17 protein-coding genes are annotated in these 15,657 nt (G+C 34.4%); 8 read left to right on the top strand and 9 right to left on the bottom strand.

What is annotated here, in order from left to right:
* The first annotated feature begins 20 nt into the window (after positions 1-20).
* On the top strand, positions 21-920 hold the full coding sequence (locus QW060_RS04640; RefSeq protein ID WP_290362485.1) for a glycosyltransferase family 2 protein: 900 nt from the start codon (positions 21-23) through the stop codon (positions 918-920).
* A 4-nt stretch (positions 921-924) separates the two neighbouring features.
* Here the strand turns inward: QW060_RS04640 and QW060_RS04635 are convergent, their stop codons facing one another.
* Genes QW060_RS04635 through QW060_RS04610 form a run of 6 tightly spaced genes read right to left on the bottom strand, consistent with a single transcriptional unit; the run spans position 925 to position 6,593 of the window.
* Positions 925-1,314, bottom strand: coding sequence for a sugar 3,4-ketoisomerase (locus QW060_RS04635; RefSeq protein ID WP_290362484.1), 390 nt, complete (start codon positions 1,312-1,314; stop codon positions 925-927).
* Complete coding sequence (locus tag QW060_RS04630; RefSeq protein WP_290362483.1) at positions 1,314-2,054, bottom strand: LbetaH domain-containing protein; 741 nt, start codon at positions 2,052-2,054, stop codon at positions 1,314-1,316. The genes QW060_RS04635 and QW060_RS04630 overlap by 1 nt, the downstream gene beginning before the upstream one ends.
* Positions 2,047-3,516: an oligosaccharide flippase family protein gene (locus QW060_RS04625; protein ID WP_290362482.1), complete on the bottom strand. Its 1,470-nt coding sequence runs from the start codon at positions 3,514-3,516 to the stop codon at positions 2,047-2,049. The genes QW060_RS04630 and QW060_RS04625 overlap by 8 nt, the downstream gene beginning before the upstream one ends.
* Entirely contained in the window at positions 3,506-4,519 is a 1,014-nt protein-coding gene (locus tag QW060_RS04620; protein WP_290362481.1) for a glycosyltransferase family 2 protein, read from the bottom strand. The genes QW060_RS04625 and QW060_RS04620 overlap by 11 nt, the downstream gene beginning before the upstream one ends.
* 5 nt (positions 4,520-4,524) lie before the next feature.
* Entirely contained in the window at positions 4,525-5,622 is a 1,098-nt protein-coding gene (locus QW060_RS04615; RefSeq protein ID WP_290362480.1) for a DegT/DnrJ/EryC1/StrS family aminotransferase, read from the bottom strand.
* Positions 5,619-6,593 (bottom strand): GNAT family N-acetyltransferase, encoded by a 975-nt coding sequence (locus tag QW060_RS04610; RefSeq protein WP_290362479.1) that lies wholly within the window; start codon positions 6,591-6,593, stop codon positions 5,619-5,621. The genes QW060_RS04615 and QW060_RS04610 overlap by 4 nt, the downstream gene beginning before the upstream one ends.
* Before the next feature lie 120 nt (positions 6,594-6,713).
* On the opposite strand from QW060_RS04610, the gene thrS reads away from it, so the two are divergent.
* The 7 genes from thrS to QW060_RS04575 all read left to right on the top strand — a co-directional run bounded on the left by thrS (position 6,714) and on the right by QW060_RS04575 (position 12,945).
* Complete coding sequence (gene thrS, locus QW060_RS04605; protein WP_290362478.1) at positions 6,714-8,654, top strand: threonine--tRNA ligase; 1,941 nt, start codon at positions 6,714-6,716, stop codon at positions 8,652-8,654.
* Positions 8,655-8,745: 91 nt separating this feature from the next.
* Positions 8,746-9,249 (top strand): translation initiation factor IF-3, encoded by a 504-nt coding sequence (gene infC, locus QW060_RS04600; RefSeq protein WP_290362477.1) that lies wholly within the window; start codon positions 8,746-8,748, stop codon positions 9,247-9,249.
* Positions 9,250-9,293: 44 nt separating this feature from the next.
* Positions 9,294-9,491 (top strand): 50S ribosomal protein L35, encoded by a 198-nt coding sequence (rpmI, locus tag QW060_RS04595; protein ID WP_290362476.1) that lies wholly within the window; start codon positions 9,294-9,296, stop codon positions 9,489-9,491.
* Between the two features lie 105 nt (positions 9,492-9,596).
* The gene (gene rplT, locus QW060_RS04590) at positions 9,597-9,941 is read left to right on the top strand and encodes a 50S ribosomal protein L20 (RefSeq protein ID WP_290362475.1); all 345 of its coding nucleotides are present in this window, start codon (positions 9,597-9,599) and stop codon (positions 9,939-9,941) included.
* Positions 9,942-10,074: 133 nt separating this feature from the next.
* Positions 10,075-10,890, top strand: coding sequence for a 2,3,4,5-tetrahydropyridine-2,6-dicarboxylate N-succinyltransferase (locus QW060_RS04585; RefSeq protein ID WP_290362474.1), 816 nt, complete (start codon positions 10,075-10,077; stop codon positions 10,888-10,890).
* Between the two features lie 182 nt (positions 10,891-11,072).
* Positions 11,073-12,104, top strand: coding sequence for a glycosyltransferase family 9 protein (locus QW060_RS04580; RefSeq protein WP_290362473.1), 1,032 nt, complete (start codon positions 11,073-11,075; stop codon positions 12,102-12,104).
* A 49-nt stretch (positions 12,105-12,153) separates the two neighbouring features.
* Positions 12,154-12,945, top strand: a complete 792-nt coding sequence (locus QW060_RS04575) for a glycosyltransferase family 2 protein (RefSeq protein ID WP_290362472.1) — start codon at positions 12,154-12,156, stop codon at positions 12,943-12,945.
* On the opposite strand, the gene QW060_RS04570 is transcribed toward QW060_RS04575, so the two are convergent.
* Genes QW060_RS04570 through QW060_RS04560 form a run of 3 tightly spaced genes read right to left on the bottom strand, consistent with a single transcriptional unit; the run spans position 12,926 to position 15,639 of the window.
* Positions 12,926-13,696 carry a Kdo domain containing protein gene (locus tag QW060_RS04570; RefSeq protein WP_290362471.1) on the bottom strand — a complete coding sequence of 257 codons (771 nt, stop codon included), beginning with the start codon at positions 13,694-13,696 and terminating at the stop codon, positions 12,926-12,928. The two genes, QW060_RS04575 and QW060_RS04570, sit on opposite strands and share 20 nt — an antisense overlap.
* A 51-nt stretch (positions 13,697-13,747) precedes the next feature.
* A complete protein-coding gene (locus tag QW060_RS04565; protein WP_290362470.1) occupies positions 13,748-14,539 on the bottom strand; it encodes a glycosyltransferase family 2 protein in 792 nt (263 codons plus the stop codon).
* Entirely contained in the window at positions 14,539-15,639 is a 1,101-nt protein-coding gene (locus tag QW060_RS04560) for a glycosyltransferase family 4 protein (protein WP_290362469.1), read from the bottom strand. The genes QW060_RS04565 and QW060_RS04560 overlap by 1 nt, the downstream gene beginning before the upstream one ends.
* Positions 15,640-15,657: the final 18 nt, after the last annotated feature.

Below are 15,657 nucleotides of genomic sequence, written 5' to 3'. Positions count from 1 at the left end.
TTGAGCAAAATATTTTCTATATGGAATCAGATCCATTGGTTACCGTTATCTGTCTTTGCTATAATCATGAAGCTTTTGTCATTAAAACAATTGACTCTGTTCTTAATCAGACCTATAAAAATATTGAAATCATACTTATCGATGATTTTAGTACTGATATGTCTGTAAATGTAATTGAAAAATATCTTTTAGAGAAATCGGTTTCTATTAATTTTATAAAAAACACCACCAACTTAGGGCTTACTAAAACGTTTAATAAAGCAGTTACATATGCAAAAGGAAGTTTTTTGATTGACCTTGCCTGTGACGATGTATTGCTTCCCGACTGTGTTGAAAGACAAATTCAAACTTATAATGAAAATGATATTTCAGAAACAGCCATTGTTTTTGGAAATGCTCTCAATATAAATGAAGAAGGAAATTTTCTCTCTTATTTCTTTGAAGTAGATGAAAATAAATTTGTAAAAGATAAGGTTTTACATCACACAAGCTATACAACTATTCTTAATTCCGGAAAAACTTTTTGTTCTGTTAGTGCCATGCTGAATCGACAAATTTTTGATATACTGGGCGGCTATGACGAGAATCTTGCTTTTGAAGATTTGGATTACTGGCTACGGGCTTCAAGAGCGTATAATATAGTCTTTATTGACCGTCCTCTGATTTGCAAAAGAAGAGTTATTAATTCTCAAGGCTCACAATTTCATATCAAATCCTCTTTTTCCGATAAAATGGACCATTCAAACCTTTTAATTTTAAAAAAAGCATTGCAGATGAACAGAAACTCAGAAGAACATAAAAATCTTTTGAAACGAGTCAATTATTCACTTGATAGAAGTTTACACGCATACAAATGGGGTATTGCTTTTCAGTATGCGCTGCTAAAATTAAAATGTCATTACAAAATCTGGAATGCTTGAATCACTATAAGCTCTTTTTAAACAAGTCAAAATCCCGGATATAATCATTTTCATCAAATTCTCCGGAAGAAACAACCAGGCAAACAGCTCCTGATGAAAAATTTCTTAATTCTCTCCAGGTATTATTGGCAACATATAATCCGCGGTTGGGCTTATTCAATGAAAACACTTCTTCTTTTCCATTTTCATTGAGAATAACGTCAAAACTACCCGATACCGGAATAATAAATTCTTCCTGAATTTTGTGTGAATGTCCTCCTCTTTCAGCACCACTGGGAACATCATACAGAAAATAAACTCTTTTGACACTAAAAGGAATAACCTCCTTTTCAATAACAGATAAGTTTCCGCGTGGATCTTCTATTTTAGGTAAATCGATTAATTTACTTCTCATTAAAATGTAAGGGTTAAATAGGTTACCAATTCTTTTTCTTCCGTATGCCAGTCTCTGGTAACGTGTTCTTTAAGTAATTTTGCCGGAATACCTCCGATAATAATATGACTGCCAAATTTACAATAATTTTTATTACACAACGAGTGAGATGCTACCATACAATAATCAGGGGTTATCGTTTTTCCGGATAAAGTACTACGGGCTCCAATAAAATTATAATTTCCCACCACTATATCACTCTCTCTATCATACACTTCATTAGTGTCTATATTTTTTATATAATGAAAATTAGTATCTATGATCTGGCATTCTGATCCGAACTGAACAAAATTTCCAAATCGTATTTTTTTATAAGCAATAATTCTTGTATCCGTAGCAAATGAATTGATATTTCCGAAAATCACTTTTGCCTGCCGGTGTACAAATAACTTAAAATCAATTCCCAATTGTACACGTCCATGAAATTCCAGATCTCCTAACAAATGTAATTCGGCAGTACCTTTACTTTTGGTGAATATTTCGTATTTCTGCCCTAAACCGACAAGTCCGAATCGAACAGGTGTCTTAAAGATAAAGTTGCCTTCCAGACTGGTTATTTTCAAACGTCCAAATACGATTACAGGTAATTTTAAAGCCTCTTTAAAGGGTAATTTTTTAAAATTGATATAAAGCGTCTTGTACCAATTGACTGATAAAATAAAACGTATTTTTGAGTTGATCTTTGAATATAATTTACTCACCTTTTGATTTTTTTATCCAATGTAAAACATTTGTCACTTTTATCAGCCTATACAGGCAATAAATAATTCCCATAGCAGCAACAATATACTGCAAAACTTTTGATACTGCATTCTCAGTAAACTGGCAGATAACAACTGAAGAAGTAAATAAAACGCTGATTACTATTATCGTTTTTGATGCCTTATCCAATACAAAACCATACTTCTTTTTTACAAAGTAATAAATATAAAAAGAAAAAAACATGTATTGTAAAAATACAGCCATGCCAATACCTATAAGTTGAAACTCTTTAAATAAAAAATAGGTAAACCCTAAAATCAAAGAATCACTTACAATATTTTGTATAAAATAATGCCGTGTATCTCCTTTACCCAATACCATATATCCCATAGGATAATTTATTGTTTTACAGATAATGGATAATAAACCAAAAAGAAGAATATCCTGAACCGGTAAAAAAGCTTCTGAAGATAATAAAATAATGATATAGGGAGCCATACAATACATGATCAAAACCAAAGGAGTTGCCACAAGCAATCCCAACTGTATCTGAGCATTTACCAATTCATTCACATCTTCCGAAACAGCCATCTTTGAAGAAAGTCTCGGAAAAAAATCAGCTGCCAGTGAAGTAAAAATGACTCCGAAATAAGACAGCAGATAAATATTTGCTGTTTCATAGTAGCCTAAAATGGCTTTGTCATCACTTGTATACAACAGATACTGTCGTAAGATATAGAAACATACCAGTCCAAATACTCCGTTTAACGCTAACAAGATTCCAGAAGAAATGAGTTTTTTTCCATAATCACTTATCTGTGCTTTAGATAATTTCACATTGGTCAATCCTAACTTTCTAAGAAAGGACAGATGAACAACAAGCGAAATAAACGAGCTCAATAAAAAAGACGGAACAATACCTTCAATACCTAAAAAATAGTAACAACTTATCGTACTGAGTGTAATAAACCCTAAACTCATCAACTGATAGTTTATAAGTTTTTTTATTTCATTCAATCCTTGCATGATTACTGTAGCAGCATTTACTATTGCATGGAAGATAAAATAAAGAGAAAGCAATCTGAAGTACTTCGTATAAGAATAATCTCCAAAGGTTAACATGCTGAGTTTTTCTGCAAATACAATACTTATAAGAGCAGCCAAAATACCAGCTGCCATCATCCAGATGAGCTGTAGCTTTGCAATTTGAGCCGTTTTAGAAGCATCTTCTTTATGCTGCGCAATGGCTTTTGTACCTATTACTGACATCCCAAAAGAAGAGCCTTGTGTTATAAGACCTAATGTATTCTCTATAAGTCCGATAATTCCAATACCCACAGGTCCCAAAAACACAGAAGCGCATTTCACAGCAACCACCTTACAAATCATGCGCAATACCTGAGTGGTACCAAACAGGCTCATGGATTTGAATAATATGTTATGGGATTTGTTATTTATCATTTATTATACTGCAACCAATTTCTTCATAGGTTTGTTTAAATTTTTTATACCATTCTTTCCACAAAAAATATAAATGCTGATCTGAAGTATAATGCAGCAAAACTTTTTCAATCCATGCATCCGGTATATCATTCTGAAAGTCTTTTAATTCATACATTTCATCCGCATACCATGCTTTATTTAATAACGCATTGAGTTGATACACATCAAATTCATCTTTCAAATGTTCTTTATTCTGTGAAGAAGCTGTTGTTTTATAAGACGCTTTTATGATTTCTTTGAACGAATGTCCTACCTTCAACTCTATTTTTTTACGTGCTTTCAGTAATTGATGTATCTGAGAGAGTTCATTAACCGTTTTTTGTTTTTGATTCCAACACGCATTATAATAGTCTTTTGAAAACGCTCCCCCTGCAACGATGTATATCTGGTAATAAGCCAATAGCAAATCATCACAGTTAATCCCCAAACGTTTTGCTATGGAGTATACTTTATACTTGTTTTCAATAAAAAACCTTTTAAAATGTACCGCTTTATAAGTAGTGAGTTTGGGTGCCGTGATCAGAAAAGAGGATTCCTGTTGAACAACAAACGGTGAAATAAGCTTTTTATTATTAAGCCACATAAATTTCACCATCGACATATGTTCATCAGAAAGATTTTGATGTACTATTTTCAGATCAATAAAATCTGTAAACCACATATCATCTTCCAACAAAACAAAGTAAGGAGTTCCTTTTTCAATACAGCCTTTCCAGAGAGAAGCAGGTATTTCTTTTTTTGGATATCTGCCTGCCAGAATATCAGCAGATTTTTCAGCATAATTTACTGAAAATTCAAAACATATATCAGGATATTTATTTTTAAGCTTCTCAACATAGATTTGCGGAGTTCCGTCATCCATAACCACAATACGGCTAAAGTTGACAGCATAGTGATAAATACTTGCAATACATCTGTCAAGTAAAAAAGGGCGGTTAAATGATTTTATAAAAACATCCATAAAAATCAATATTCATTCACTACAGCTATGACTTTTTCAATCTGTTCGTTGGTCATCATCGGATATAGCGGTAAGCTCACGACCTGCTCATGAATCAATTCGGTAACCGGGAGTTCTAAAGAAGCATATTCTGAAAAGGCTTGTTGCTTATGTGGTGCTATAGGATAATGAACCAATGTCTGAATGCCCCTTTCGAGCAAAAACAACTGAAAAGCTTCCCGATCTTCCGTACGAACCACAAATAAATGAAATACATGATTTTCAGTACCATCATATGCAGGAAGCATCACTTTTGGGTTTATAATTTCTTTAAGGTACTTCTTGGCAATACCCCTTCTTTTTTCATTATCAAAATCAAGATCCGGAAGTTTTAAAGAGAGAAATATAGCCTGAATATCATCTAACCGGGAGTTGATTCCTTTGTAAATATTGTGATATTTCATTTCTGATCCATAATTTCTCAGCGCAGAAATACAATTTGCCAAATCATGATCATCCGTTGTAACCGCTCCGCCATCACCCAGACAACCTAAATTTTTACCAGGATAAAAACTAAATCCGGCAGCATTGCCAATCGCTCCTGCTTTTTTGTTTCCAAAAACAGCTCCATGCGCCTGAGCTGCATCTTCGATAAGTAAAAGACCATATTCTTTTGCGAAATTAACGATACGCTCTGCATCTGTTACCTGCCCATAAAGATGCACCATCAGAATCGCTTTTACAGATTGTGTCATGGCTCCCTGAACAGCATCAAATGTGAGATTATAATTACTGAAATTAGTTTCCACCAAAACCGGTTTCAGTCCCGCATTAATAATCGATAAAATACTGGCAATATACGTATTAGCCGGTACAAGAACTTCATCTCCATCTTTGAGTTTACCAAGAATTTTATACGCATTAAATATTAGTGTAAGCGCTTCAAGCCCGTTTCCTACCCCCAAGCAATGATTTACACCGCAATATGCAGCAAATTTCTTTTCAAAAGAACTGAGTTCTTCACCGAGTATATAACGAGACTTTTTGAAAAAGCCTTCAAGTCTGTTGAGAAATGGTTCCTGATAAGGATCATTTATCTTATGAAGATCTAAGTAGGGAATCATATAAAAATAGTATCTAAGAGAGGATAATTATTACAATCAAACTTAATAAATTCCTGAACAACAATTTGTGCTCCGAATTTTTCTTTCCAAAACAACAATCCCTGATTGATGTTACGCCCTTCGTTTTCATTTGAAATTCCAAAATCAAAGTATTCTTTATCATCTGAATATTCTTCCATAAGAGCCGAATAAAGAAAATCAAGTACTCCGGTTTTTTCCACTTCATGATCAATACTGATGTACTGAGCATGAACTACCCGATTTGTTACAAAAACAGTAGTTCCTGCAATTACTTTTTGATCTTCGAGCACATTAAACTGAAAAATATTATTTGGGAACCGTTTTTTTAAAAGTTGTATTTCTTCCACAGAATGCACAGGTTTCTTTCCGAACTTACTCATCAGATTGGGTTCCAGAATATTTTCCCAAAAAACGTCCACATCTCCTTCCCTTTCAATCTCCAACCCTCTTCTCTGAGCATTATTTACATCTCTCTTTACAGATTTAGACACAGTAAAAGGCCTGTCGAGTCTGATCACTGAACATATATCTTTCCGGATAACTTCTGCCTTCATTATAAAAGCAAGATATTTCATTTCATCCGAAAACTGCTCCGTATAAAATAAAGGTATTTCTTTTATCACAAGCTCCTGAATACCAAATGAATTAAGATAAATAAGAATGGCTCTGAAAGCAGCTGTAAAATCTGGCATTCGAATACCATTTTTAACCACAATGCCACCATATGTAAGTCCCTGATGCGAATAAACACCAACTTCATTTTTGTTTGCAGGCAAAACAGCAATCAGCACTTCCTCTTTATATACCATCAAAGAAAAATCATCAAACCGATCATTATGATATTCCATAAAATCACGGTGAAATAAAAAAGTAGCATTTTTAGCTTTTGCAACAAATTCATTCCATAAAGAATGGTAAGATGATTGGTATGGAACTACTTTAAAATTCAAGGTAAATAATATTTATGACGAAATAACGTAAAATCTATTAAAAAACATATAAAAGCCAGAACAATTTTTGCTCCTGAAATGTGAAACTTCTATATTTGCAAACATATTTTAATTTTTAAGATGATAAAAATAACTCTACCAGACGGTTCCGTAAAAGAGTTTGCTTCAGGAGCAACTCCACACGATGTCGCTTTAAGTATAAGCGAAGGTTTAGCGAGAAATGTAATTTCAGCAAGTTTTAATGGTACTACCATTGAAACGACGACACCTTTGACAACCGATGGAAGCTTGGTATTATACACGTGGAATGATGCGGAAGGAAAAAAAGCATTCTGGCATTCAACCTCTCACGTTATGGCACAAGCTTTGGAAGAGTTATATCCGGGAATTAATTTAACGATTGGTCCTGCTATAGACAATGGATTTTACTATGATGTAGATTTCGGAGACCGCAAAATCAGTGATGCTGATTTTAAAGAAATTGAAGACCGTGTTCTGGCAATTTCCAAAGAAAAACATGATTTCAAAATGCGTTCAGCTACAAAAGCGGAAGCATTGGCTTTATATAAAAACAATCCGTACAAAACAGAGCTGATTGAAAATTTAGAAGACGGTACCATCACTTTTTGTGACCATGCTACTTTCACTGATTTGTGCCGCGGAGGACATATTCCTAATACAGGAATCATTAAAGCAATGAAAATATTAAACATAGCCGGAGCTTATTGGCGCGGAGATGAAAAAAACAAACAACTGACACGCGTTTACGGTATTTCTTTCCCAAAACAGAAAGATCTTACAGAATATCTGGCTCTTTTGGAAGAAGCTAAAAAACGCGATCACAGAAAATTGGGAAAAGAGCTTGATCTCTTCCATTTTTCACAACGTGTAGGTCAGGGATTGCCTTTGTGGTTACCAAAAGGAGCTGCATTGCGCGACCGTTTGGAACAATTTTTAAGAAAAGCGCAGAAAAAGGCGGGATATGAACAAGTAGTAACACCTCATATTGGGCATAAAGAATTATATGTTACTTCCGGCCACTATGCAAAATATGGTGCTGATAGCTTTCAACCGATACATACACCGGTTGAAGGAGAGGAATTTCTTTTAAAACCTATGAACTGCCCTCACCATTGTGAGATATATAATGCACGTCCGTGGTCTTATAAAGATTTACCAAAACGTTACGCAGAATTCGGTACTGTTTACCGCTATGAACAATCAGGTGAATTACACGGGTTAACACGCGTTCGCGGATTTACACAGGATGATGCACATATATTCTGTACACCGGAGCAATTAGATGAGGAATTCAAAAAAGTAATCGATTTGGTACTATATGTTTTTGGTTCTTTAGGATTCGAAAACTTCACCGCACAGGTATCTGTAAGAGATTTAAACAATCCGGATAAATACATTGGCTCTGTTGAAAACTGGGAAAAAGCAGAGAATGCTATCATCAGTGCAGCAAAAGACAAAGGTCTTAACTATGTAATTGAGAGCGGAGAAGCTGCTTTTTACGGACCTAAGTTAGACTTTATGGTAAAAGATGCCTTGGGAAGAAGCTGGCAGCTGGGAACTATACAGGTAGATTATAACTTACCGGAACGATTTGATTTGACTTACAAAGGTTCTGACGATAAATTGCACCGTCCGGTTATGATCCACAGAGCACCATTTGGTTCCATGGAGCGTTTTATCGCTATTTTACTGGAACATACAGGTGGTAATTTCCCGCTTTGGCTGATGCCGGAACAAGCTATTGTATTGTCTTTGAGTGAGAAATATGAAAATTATGCAAAAAAAGTTTTAACTTTGCTGGAAAATAACGAAATTCGCGCTGTGATTGACAATCGAAATGAGACGATTGGTAAAAAAATCAGAGAGGCAGAAGTTCAAAAATACCCGTTTATGCTGATCATTGGAGAAGATGAGGAGAAAAACGGAACTGTTTCTGTACGAAAACATGGTGACTCGGGAAAATCAAATACAACTATGAAAATAGAAGATTTTGTTACCGTTATCCAGGAAGAGATTAACAAAACAATAAAGTCATTTTAGTTTAACCGCTTGGAAACAAGCATAATACTTTAACACCATAGCATTAAATAATAAAAGAAGAGGATATACACCTCGGGTTGAAAAAAAAGATTTGCACAAAATTAATAATGCAATTCGAGTTCCAGAAGTACGTCTTGTAGGCGATAATGTAGAAACTGGAGTATATAAACTTGCTCAGGCACTTCAAATGGCTGATGAGTTAGGTTTAGATTTGGTTGAAATTTCACCGAATGCAGAACCGCCTGTTTGTAAGATTATCGACTATAAGAAATTCCTTTACGAGCAAAAAAAGCGTGAAAAAGAATTAAAATCGAAATCAACTCAGGTAACTGTTAAAGAAATTCGCTTCGGCCCGCAAACTGATGAACACGATTACGAATTCAAAAAGAAAAATGCTGTAAAGTTTTTGTCTGATGGTTCAAAATTGAAAGCATTTGTATTTTTTAAAGGCCGCTCGATTATTTATAAAGAGCAAGGACAAATTTTGCTTTTACGTTTGGCACAAGACCTGGAAGAATACGGAAAAGTAGAATCCATGCCTGTACTGGAAGGTAAAAGAATGACCATGTATATAGCTCCGAAAAAGAAAAAATAGTAAATAATATTGTTAAGTAAGATAACATAAATACCTAGGAACAAATGCCTAAAATGAAAACAAAATCTAGTGCTAAGAAACGCTTTCAAGTGACTGGCTCTGGAAAAATTAAAAGAAAACACGCTTTTAAAAGTCACATTTTGACGAAAAAAACGAAAAAGCGTAAGTTAGCTTTAACTCACTCTACTTTAGTACATAAAGCAGATGAGAGAAGCGTTAAAGAACAATTAAGATTAATGTAATCGTTCTTTCGGTTAAAACAATTTAATAACCCTGGAGTGGGCTGATAAAAAATTTAAATCACAAGTAATGCCTCGCATTCGCCCTACTACAAAAATTCAACAATTATGCCAAAATCAGTAAATTCAGTTGCTTCAAGAGCAAGAAGAAAAAGAATTTTGAAGCAAGCCAAAGGTTTCTTCGGAAGACGTAAAAACGTTTGGACAGTAGCTAAAAACGCGGTAGAAAAAGCAATGTCTTATGCTTACCGTGACAGAAAACAAAAGAAAAGAAACTTCCGTTCATTATGGATCATGCGTATCAACGCTGGAGCACGTTTACACGGAATGTCATATTCTCAATTCATGGGAAAAATTAAAGCAAACAATATCGAATTAAACCGTAAAGTTTTAGCCGATTTAGCTTTAAACCACCCTGAAGCTTTCACAGCTATCGTTAACAAAATTAAATAAACGTTTGTAAAACCAGTTTATCTTACTTAATAACATAAAAACCTACCTATTCGGTAGGTTTTTTTTATGAAACCCTTTGTTCAAAACACATCCAAGCAAAACATAATTAATATATTTGTAAAAAACCTTTTTAATGAACGATTTAAAAGCAATTATAGAAAAAGCATGGGAAGACAGAAGCTTGCTTCAAGACACCCAGACACAAAAAGCAATCAGAGAAATCATTGATCTAATAGATGCCGGACAACTACGCGTAGCAGAACCAAACGGAAGTGACTGGCAAATAAATGAATGGGTAAAAAAAGCAGTTGTACTCTATTTTCCTATTCAAAGAATGGAAACTTTAGAAGCCGGTATTTTTGAATACCATGATAAGATGCCTTTAAAGAGAGATTTTGCTGCAAAAGGAATCCGTGTAGTACCCAATGCTGTTGCCAGACATGGTGCTTATATCTCATCTGGAGTAATCCTTATGCCTTCTTATGTAAACATTGGAGCTTATGTAGACGAAGGGACGATGGTAGATACCTGGGCAACGGTAGGTAGCTGTGCACAAATCGGTAAAAACGTACACCTTTCCGGAGGTGTAGGCATTGGCGGTGTTCTTGAACCGTTACAGGCAGCTCCAGTCATTATAGAAGATAATGCTTTTATCGGTTCACGTTGTATTGTAGTTGAAGGAGTTCGCGTTGGTAAAGAAGCTGTTTTAGGAGCAAATGTAGTATTGACCGCTTCTACTAAAATCATTGATGTATCTGGAGAAAAACCCGTAGAAATTAAAGGGTATGTTCCGGAACGTTCCGTAGTAATTCCCGGTTCTTATACAAAAAAATTTCCGGCAGGTGAATATCAGGTACCTTGTGCCCTTATTATTGGTCAAAGAAAAGCCTCAACAGACTTAAAAACATCTCTAAATGATGCATTGAGAGATTATAATGTAGCTGTATAGAACACACTATTAAAAGCATATTCTGAATTCAGAATATGCTTTTTTCAACAAATCAGGTCATCTGTAAAAACGCAACGGCAGCAATTTTATTTTTTCAAATAATAAGTCGTATTTTTTTTATAGGTTTGTATCCATAACTAAGGATATTTTTTTCAATGAAAATTTTAGTGATCCAGCAAAAAATGATTGGAGACGTTTTATTGAGCAGTCTGATCTGCGAAAATCTGAGAAAAGCATATCCTGATGCACAGATTGACTATCTTGTAAATGAAAGTACCTGTTTGGTATTACAGGGAAATCCTGCTATAAGTAATCTTATCTTATTTACTCGAAAACAGGAGAAAAGTCTGTTTGAATTGATTAAGTTAGCGATAAAACTCCGAAAAGAACAATATGATCTGGTTATAGACGCTTATTCCAAACTGCAAAGCTGGATTCTTGTAGGACTCAACAACTCTAAACGAAAAATTTCCTATAAAAAAACAGGACGTACTTTTCTTTATACAGATAATGTTATAAAAGCCGCTTTACCACAAACGAATTTAGGATTGGCTATTGAACATCGTTTATCCCTTTTAGATCCGTTAAACTTATCCATTGAAAAAGAAGTTTTCCCAAAAATATACCTTTCTTCAACAGAAAAGACAAATGCAATTGAATTATTTGATTCATTTGGTATCAACCGGAACAAAAAAACACTGATGATAAGCCTTCTGGGGAGCGATATAACCAAAACCTATCCGCTCGAATATATGGCTGAACTGATTAATTATATCGGAGAAAACTATGATGTAAATATTTTATTCAACTATTTTCCAAAACAACTCCCGGATGCAAAGAAGATATGGGATATGTGTACTGAAACAGCACAAAGTAAAATCTACTTTGATTTGTTGGGAAATGACCTCAGAAACTTTATTGCCATCATGGATCAATGCGATGCTATTATCGGTAATGACGGAGGAGCAATAAATATGGCAAAAGCGCTTGGAAAAAAATCATTTATCATTTTCTCTCCATGGATTGAGAAAAAGGTATGGGCAACATTCGAAGATGGTAAAAACCACACATCTGTACACCTCAGCGATGAAAAACCGGAACTATTTGACAATAAAAAAACCAAAGAATTAAAACGTGAATTTGCAGATTATTATCTTAAATTTACACCGAATTTGATTCTGCCAAAACTAAAAGTCTTCTTAGACGCATTATAAACGTAAATAGTATCCCTTTACTATAAAAACATTAACTCTGAAACAAGAAATGAATAAAACACTCACTCATAAATTAATCGGGTTGATCATAACGCGTAATGAAGAGAAAAATATTCCGGCTCTTGTAGAGAATCTCTCGTTTCTCGATGAAATAGTTATTGTAGATTCTTGCAGTACAGACAATAGTAAAGAAATTGTACAGCAATATCCACAAATAAGATTCTATGAAAATCAGTTTGAAAATTACAGCGCACAAAGAAACAAGGCACTGGAATATGTTGAAGATAACTGGATCCTGTTTTTAGATGCAGATGAGCGAATTTCGGAAGCCCTTAAAGAAGAAATTATTGATACCGTCAATAACAATGACCGTACTAAAGCTTACTATTTTAAACGCAGGTTTTACTTTAACAACAAACCGGTATTTTTCTGTGGTCTACAAAGCGATAAAAATATCCGCCTTTTTTACAAGAATGATCAGGTACATTATCAGGGGTTTGTACATGAAAAAATTCAATTCAGAGGTACTTTTAACGTTTTACAAAACCATCTGACACATTATTCCTATGAAAATTATACTTCTTATAAAAAGAAAATGTACCGTTATGGTACATTAAAAGCTCTCGAAAAAATTGAAAAAGGGGAAAAACCTAACTTATTCTTAAAATACTCCCACCCTGTCTATACCTTTTTAAGTAAATATTTACTAAGATTGGGAATATTGGATGGTTATAAAGGATTTATTCTATGCTACCTCATGTCCTATAGTGTATATGTACGCTACGCAGAGATAGAAAAACAATCTAAAAAAAGACACGACACTATCTCTTCCAGAATTTAAGCTTTTTCTTTAAGCCCTGTTTACGGTGGAACTTGTATTGAAATTGCTCTGTTTCCGCCCACATTTTCTCAAAAATCTCTGTTTCGGATTTATCCTTATAAAATTTAGCATACTCATTAGCCATAATCTCTACCATTCCCTTTTTAGGAGTCAATCGTGAAAGATTTTTCATACGAAGTTCAAACGGCATTAAGTCGTGAAAATTCATTCTGTTCAGATCTACCAGAAAAAAACGATAGCTCTCATTATCCGGCACTTTCTTAATCAGCGTGTTACCCGGAGAATGGTCTTTAAACTCTACTCCATTTTCATGTAATGAAAATGAAAACCGGGTAAATTGTCTTAGAATGTTTTCATGATCTGGAAAATCGGGGATTTCCACTAACTCTCTGAATGTAAGATCTGCATATATATGTTCACATAAATAATAACTTTTATCTAAACCTGAAAAAGAGTTGTATTCTACAAAAGCAAGTGGCTTGGGAGTTCCAATATTCTTTTCGATCAGATAATTAGCATACTCATAGGAACGTCTCGCTTTAGATTTTCTAAAATAGGCATATACAATACTGTTGAACCAGTGTGGCTTCTTAAAACTCTTTACATTGACTTCAATGTCCTCCAAACGAAATATTTTAATAGTATTCCGTTTACCTTTTACCAGTAATGTTCCTGTTTCATCAAAATGGGTAACTATATTTTTGACCTGAGCTTCAGTAATTGCAGCGTTTGGCGCTATTATTAATTTCATAGAGTTCCTTTTGGACAAAGATACTGATTATCATTGCCGGATATATTTGTTTTAATTATTTAAATATTGATGCACTCCCTGCTCACAACGGGTCATTTTTTGATGAATACTATTGTCTTGTAACTGATTGTTTTTATCTACATGCCCTTTAGAACTTACTTTGTGATAAATATGAAATACAATGCCTGCAAATTTGAGCCTTTTTGCAAAAACGCCTGCATTGCCCAAACGTATTGCGAAATCAGAATCTTCCCTGCCCCAGCCTTCGAATGCTTCATTATAACCATTAATTTTCATAAAATCCTTTTTCCAGTATGACGTATTACAGCCACGGTATTTTCGGGATATACCTTTGTGCTTTTTATAAAACTTTGCAAAAAATGGTATGTGCAGTGTACGGCTTCTATTCTTTATTTCACTGGAAAAGAAATGAAAACCGATGAGCTTGCCACCTAAAATGCGAGCCACTGCCTGAGGCAGTATATTTACACGCGAACCATATAAATAACAATTTTCTTCTGCCCTATTTTTATGGTCTTCAATAAAATAGGGATGTAAGATAACGTCACCGTCAATCTGGATAATATAATCAGCCGTACTTCTTGAAACCGCTTTATTTAAAATCTTCGCTTTTCTGAATCCCTCATCTTCCTGCCATATGTGGAGTACAGGTACTTTTGAACGAATGACAAATTTTTCGATTACCTCTTTTGTATAGTTATCAGACCCGTCATCAGCAATCAGAATTTCATCTGGTAAAACACTTTGTTTTTCCACACTGTTCAAAACTAATTCCAAAGCCTCCGGCCAATTATATGTCGATATTAATAATGCTGTTTTCATTAACAAAGTGATTTATATATTTTTATTAATTCTTCTGTAATTTTCTCAGAGTTGAACTCTTGTATAATCATTTCATAATTTTTCTCTCCGAACGAATGCCCTGCTTCTTTATTTTCCATAAAATATTCAACTCCATCCGCAAGTTGCTGTACTCCTTTTACGGGCGCTAAATAACCATTTTCACCGGACTGAATGATTTCATCCATCAGCCCTACCTGAGTAGAAACAACAGGAACTTTAAAAAGCATTGCCTCCAAAGCAGACGAGGGACCACCTTCTCTTTCTGATGTCACAAGAAAAACATTCATTTCATCACAAAAAACCGAAGCATTGGCAATACTATCTGTAAAAATGATCGCATCAGACACTCCTTTCTTTTCTGCATACGCTCTAATCTCGGGAGTTAGTTTGGTAAAGCCTCCTATCTGAATACACCGGATATGTGTTTTAGCACGGTTTACAATCAATTCATGCACAACATCAACCATAGTAAACAAATCTTTTGCCTTTGTATGATTGGCAATAGAACCTATCAGAAATTCATCAGCAGCAATCTGGTATTTTTCCTTCAGCAAAAACGGTTTTGTTTGATGTATGATAGCACTGTTGACATTATCAGGTAAAACCAGTAATTTATGTCTGTTCTTCGGTTGTATCATTTTTTCAAAATCTTTTTTAACCAAAGAAGAAACACAGATAATCTTGCAAATAGATGAAAGATTATATTTTATCCTGCTCAAAAAACTGCTGCTTGCTCCGATACCTTTTTTACTAAAAAACACTTTGGCTGTTGTTTTATGTAAAAAAGAAAAATACGCAAATAATGTCAAAGCATCACTCGTATGTAAATGAACGACATCAAAATTGTGTTTTTTCAGCAACCCCTGTAAAAAAGATACATTTTTGAAATCTGATATTTTTTTTAATTGACTATCGATAAAATGCAAACCGATTTCTTTACACCTCTGTTCCAAAATACTGTCTCTCATTCCGAAAATGTAATTTACGGTATCTTGCTTATTCAGCTCTACCACCGTATTCAGCAATTGTTGTTCATTACCTCCCCATGATTTTGCTCCCGAAATGTGCAGTATTTTCATTAAATCGACATCAATTAA

Source organism: Paenimyroides ceti, assembly GCF_030409925.1.
The sequence above is the reverse complement of the archived record's forward strand: the minus strand, read 5'-3'. Positions and strand labels throughout refer to the sequence as shown.

Bases quoted from the DNA above. Each gene is read 5' to 3' on its own strand.
- QW060_RS04640 (WP_290362485.1), top strand. From the start codon at position 21: ATGGAATCAGATCCATTGGTTACCGTTATCTGTCTTTGCTATAATCAT.
- QW060_RS04635 (WP_290362484.1), bottom strand. From the start codon at position 1,314: ATGAGAAGTAAATTAATCGATTTACCTAAAATAGAAGATCCACGCGGA.
- QW060_RS04625 (WP_290362482.1), bottom strand. From the start codon at position 3,516: ATGATAAATAACAAATCCCATAACATATTATTCAAATCCATGAGCCTG.
- QW060_RS04620 (WP_290362481.1), bottom strand. From the start codon at position 4,519: ATGGATGTTTTTATAAAATCATTTAACCGCCCTTTTTTACTTGACAGA.
- QW060_RS04615 (WP_290362480.1), bottom strand. From the start codon at position 5,622: ATGATTCCCTACTTAGATCTTCATAAGATAAATGATCCTTATCAGGAA.
- thrS (WP_290362478.1), top strand. From the start codon at position 6,714: ATGATAAAAATAACTCTACCAGACGGTTCCGTAAAAGAGTTTGCTTCA.
- rpmI (WP_290362476.1), top strand. From the start codon at position 9,294: ATGCCTAAAATGAAAACAAAATCTAGTGCTAAGAAACGCTTTCAAGTG.
- rplT (WP_290362475.1), top strand. From the start codon at position 9,597: ATGCCAAAATCAGTAAATTCAGTTGCTTCAAGAGCAAGAAGAAAAAGA.
- QW060_RS04585 (WP_290362474.1), top strand. From the start codon at position 10,075: ATGAACGATTTAAAAGCAATTATAGAAAAAGCATGGGAAGACAGAAGC.
- QW060_RS04580 (WP_290362473.1), top strand. From the start codon at position 11,073: ATGATTGGAGACGTTTTATTGAGCAGTCTGATCTGCGAAAATCTGAGA.
- QW060_RS04575 (WP_290362472.1), top strand. From the start codon at position 12,154: ATGAATAAAACACTCACTCATAAATTAATCGGGTTGATCATAACGCGT.
- QW060_RS04570 (WP_290362471.1), bottom strand. From the start codon at position 13,696: ATGAAATTAATAATAGCGCCAAACGCTGCAATTACTGAAGCTCAGGTC.
- QW060_RS04565 (WP_290362470.1), bottom strand. From the start codon at position 14,539: ATGAAAACAGCATTATTAATATCGACATATAATTGGCCGGAGGCTTTG.
- QW060_RS04560 (WP_290362469.1), bottom strand. From the start codon at position 15,639: ATGAAAATACTGCACATTTCGGGAGCAAAATCATGGGGAGGTAATGAA.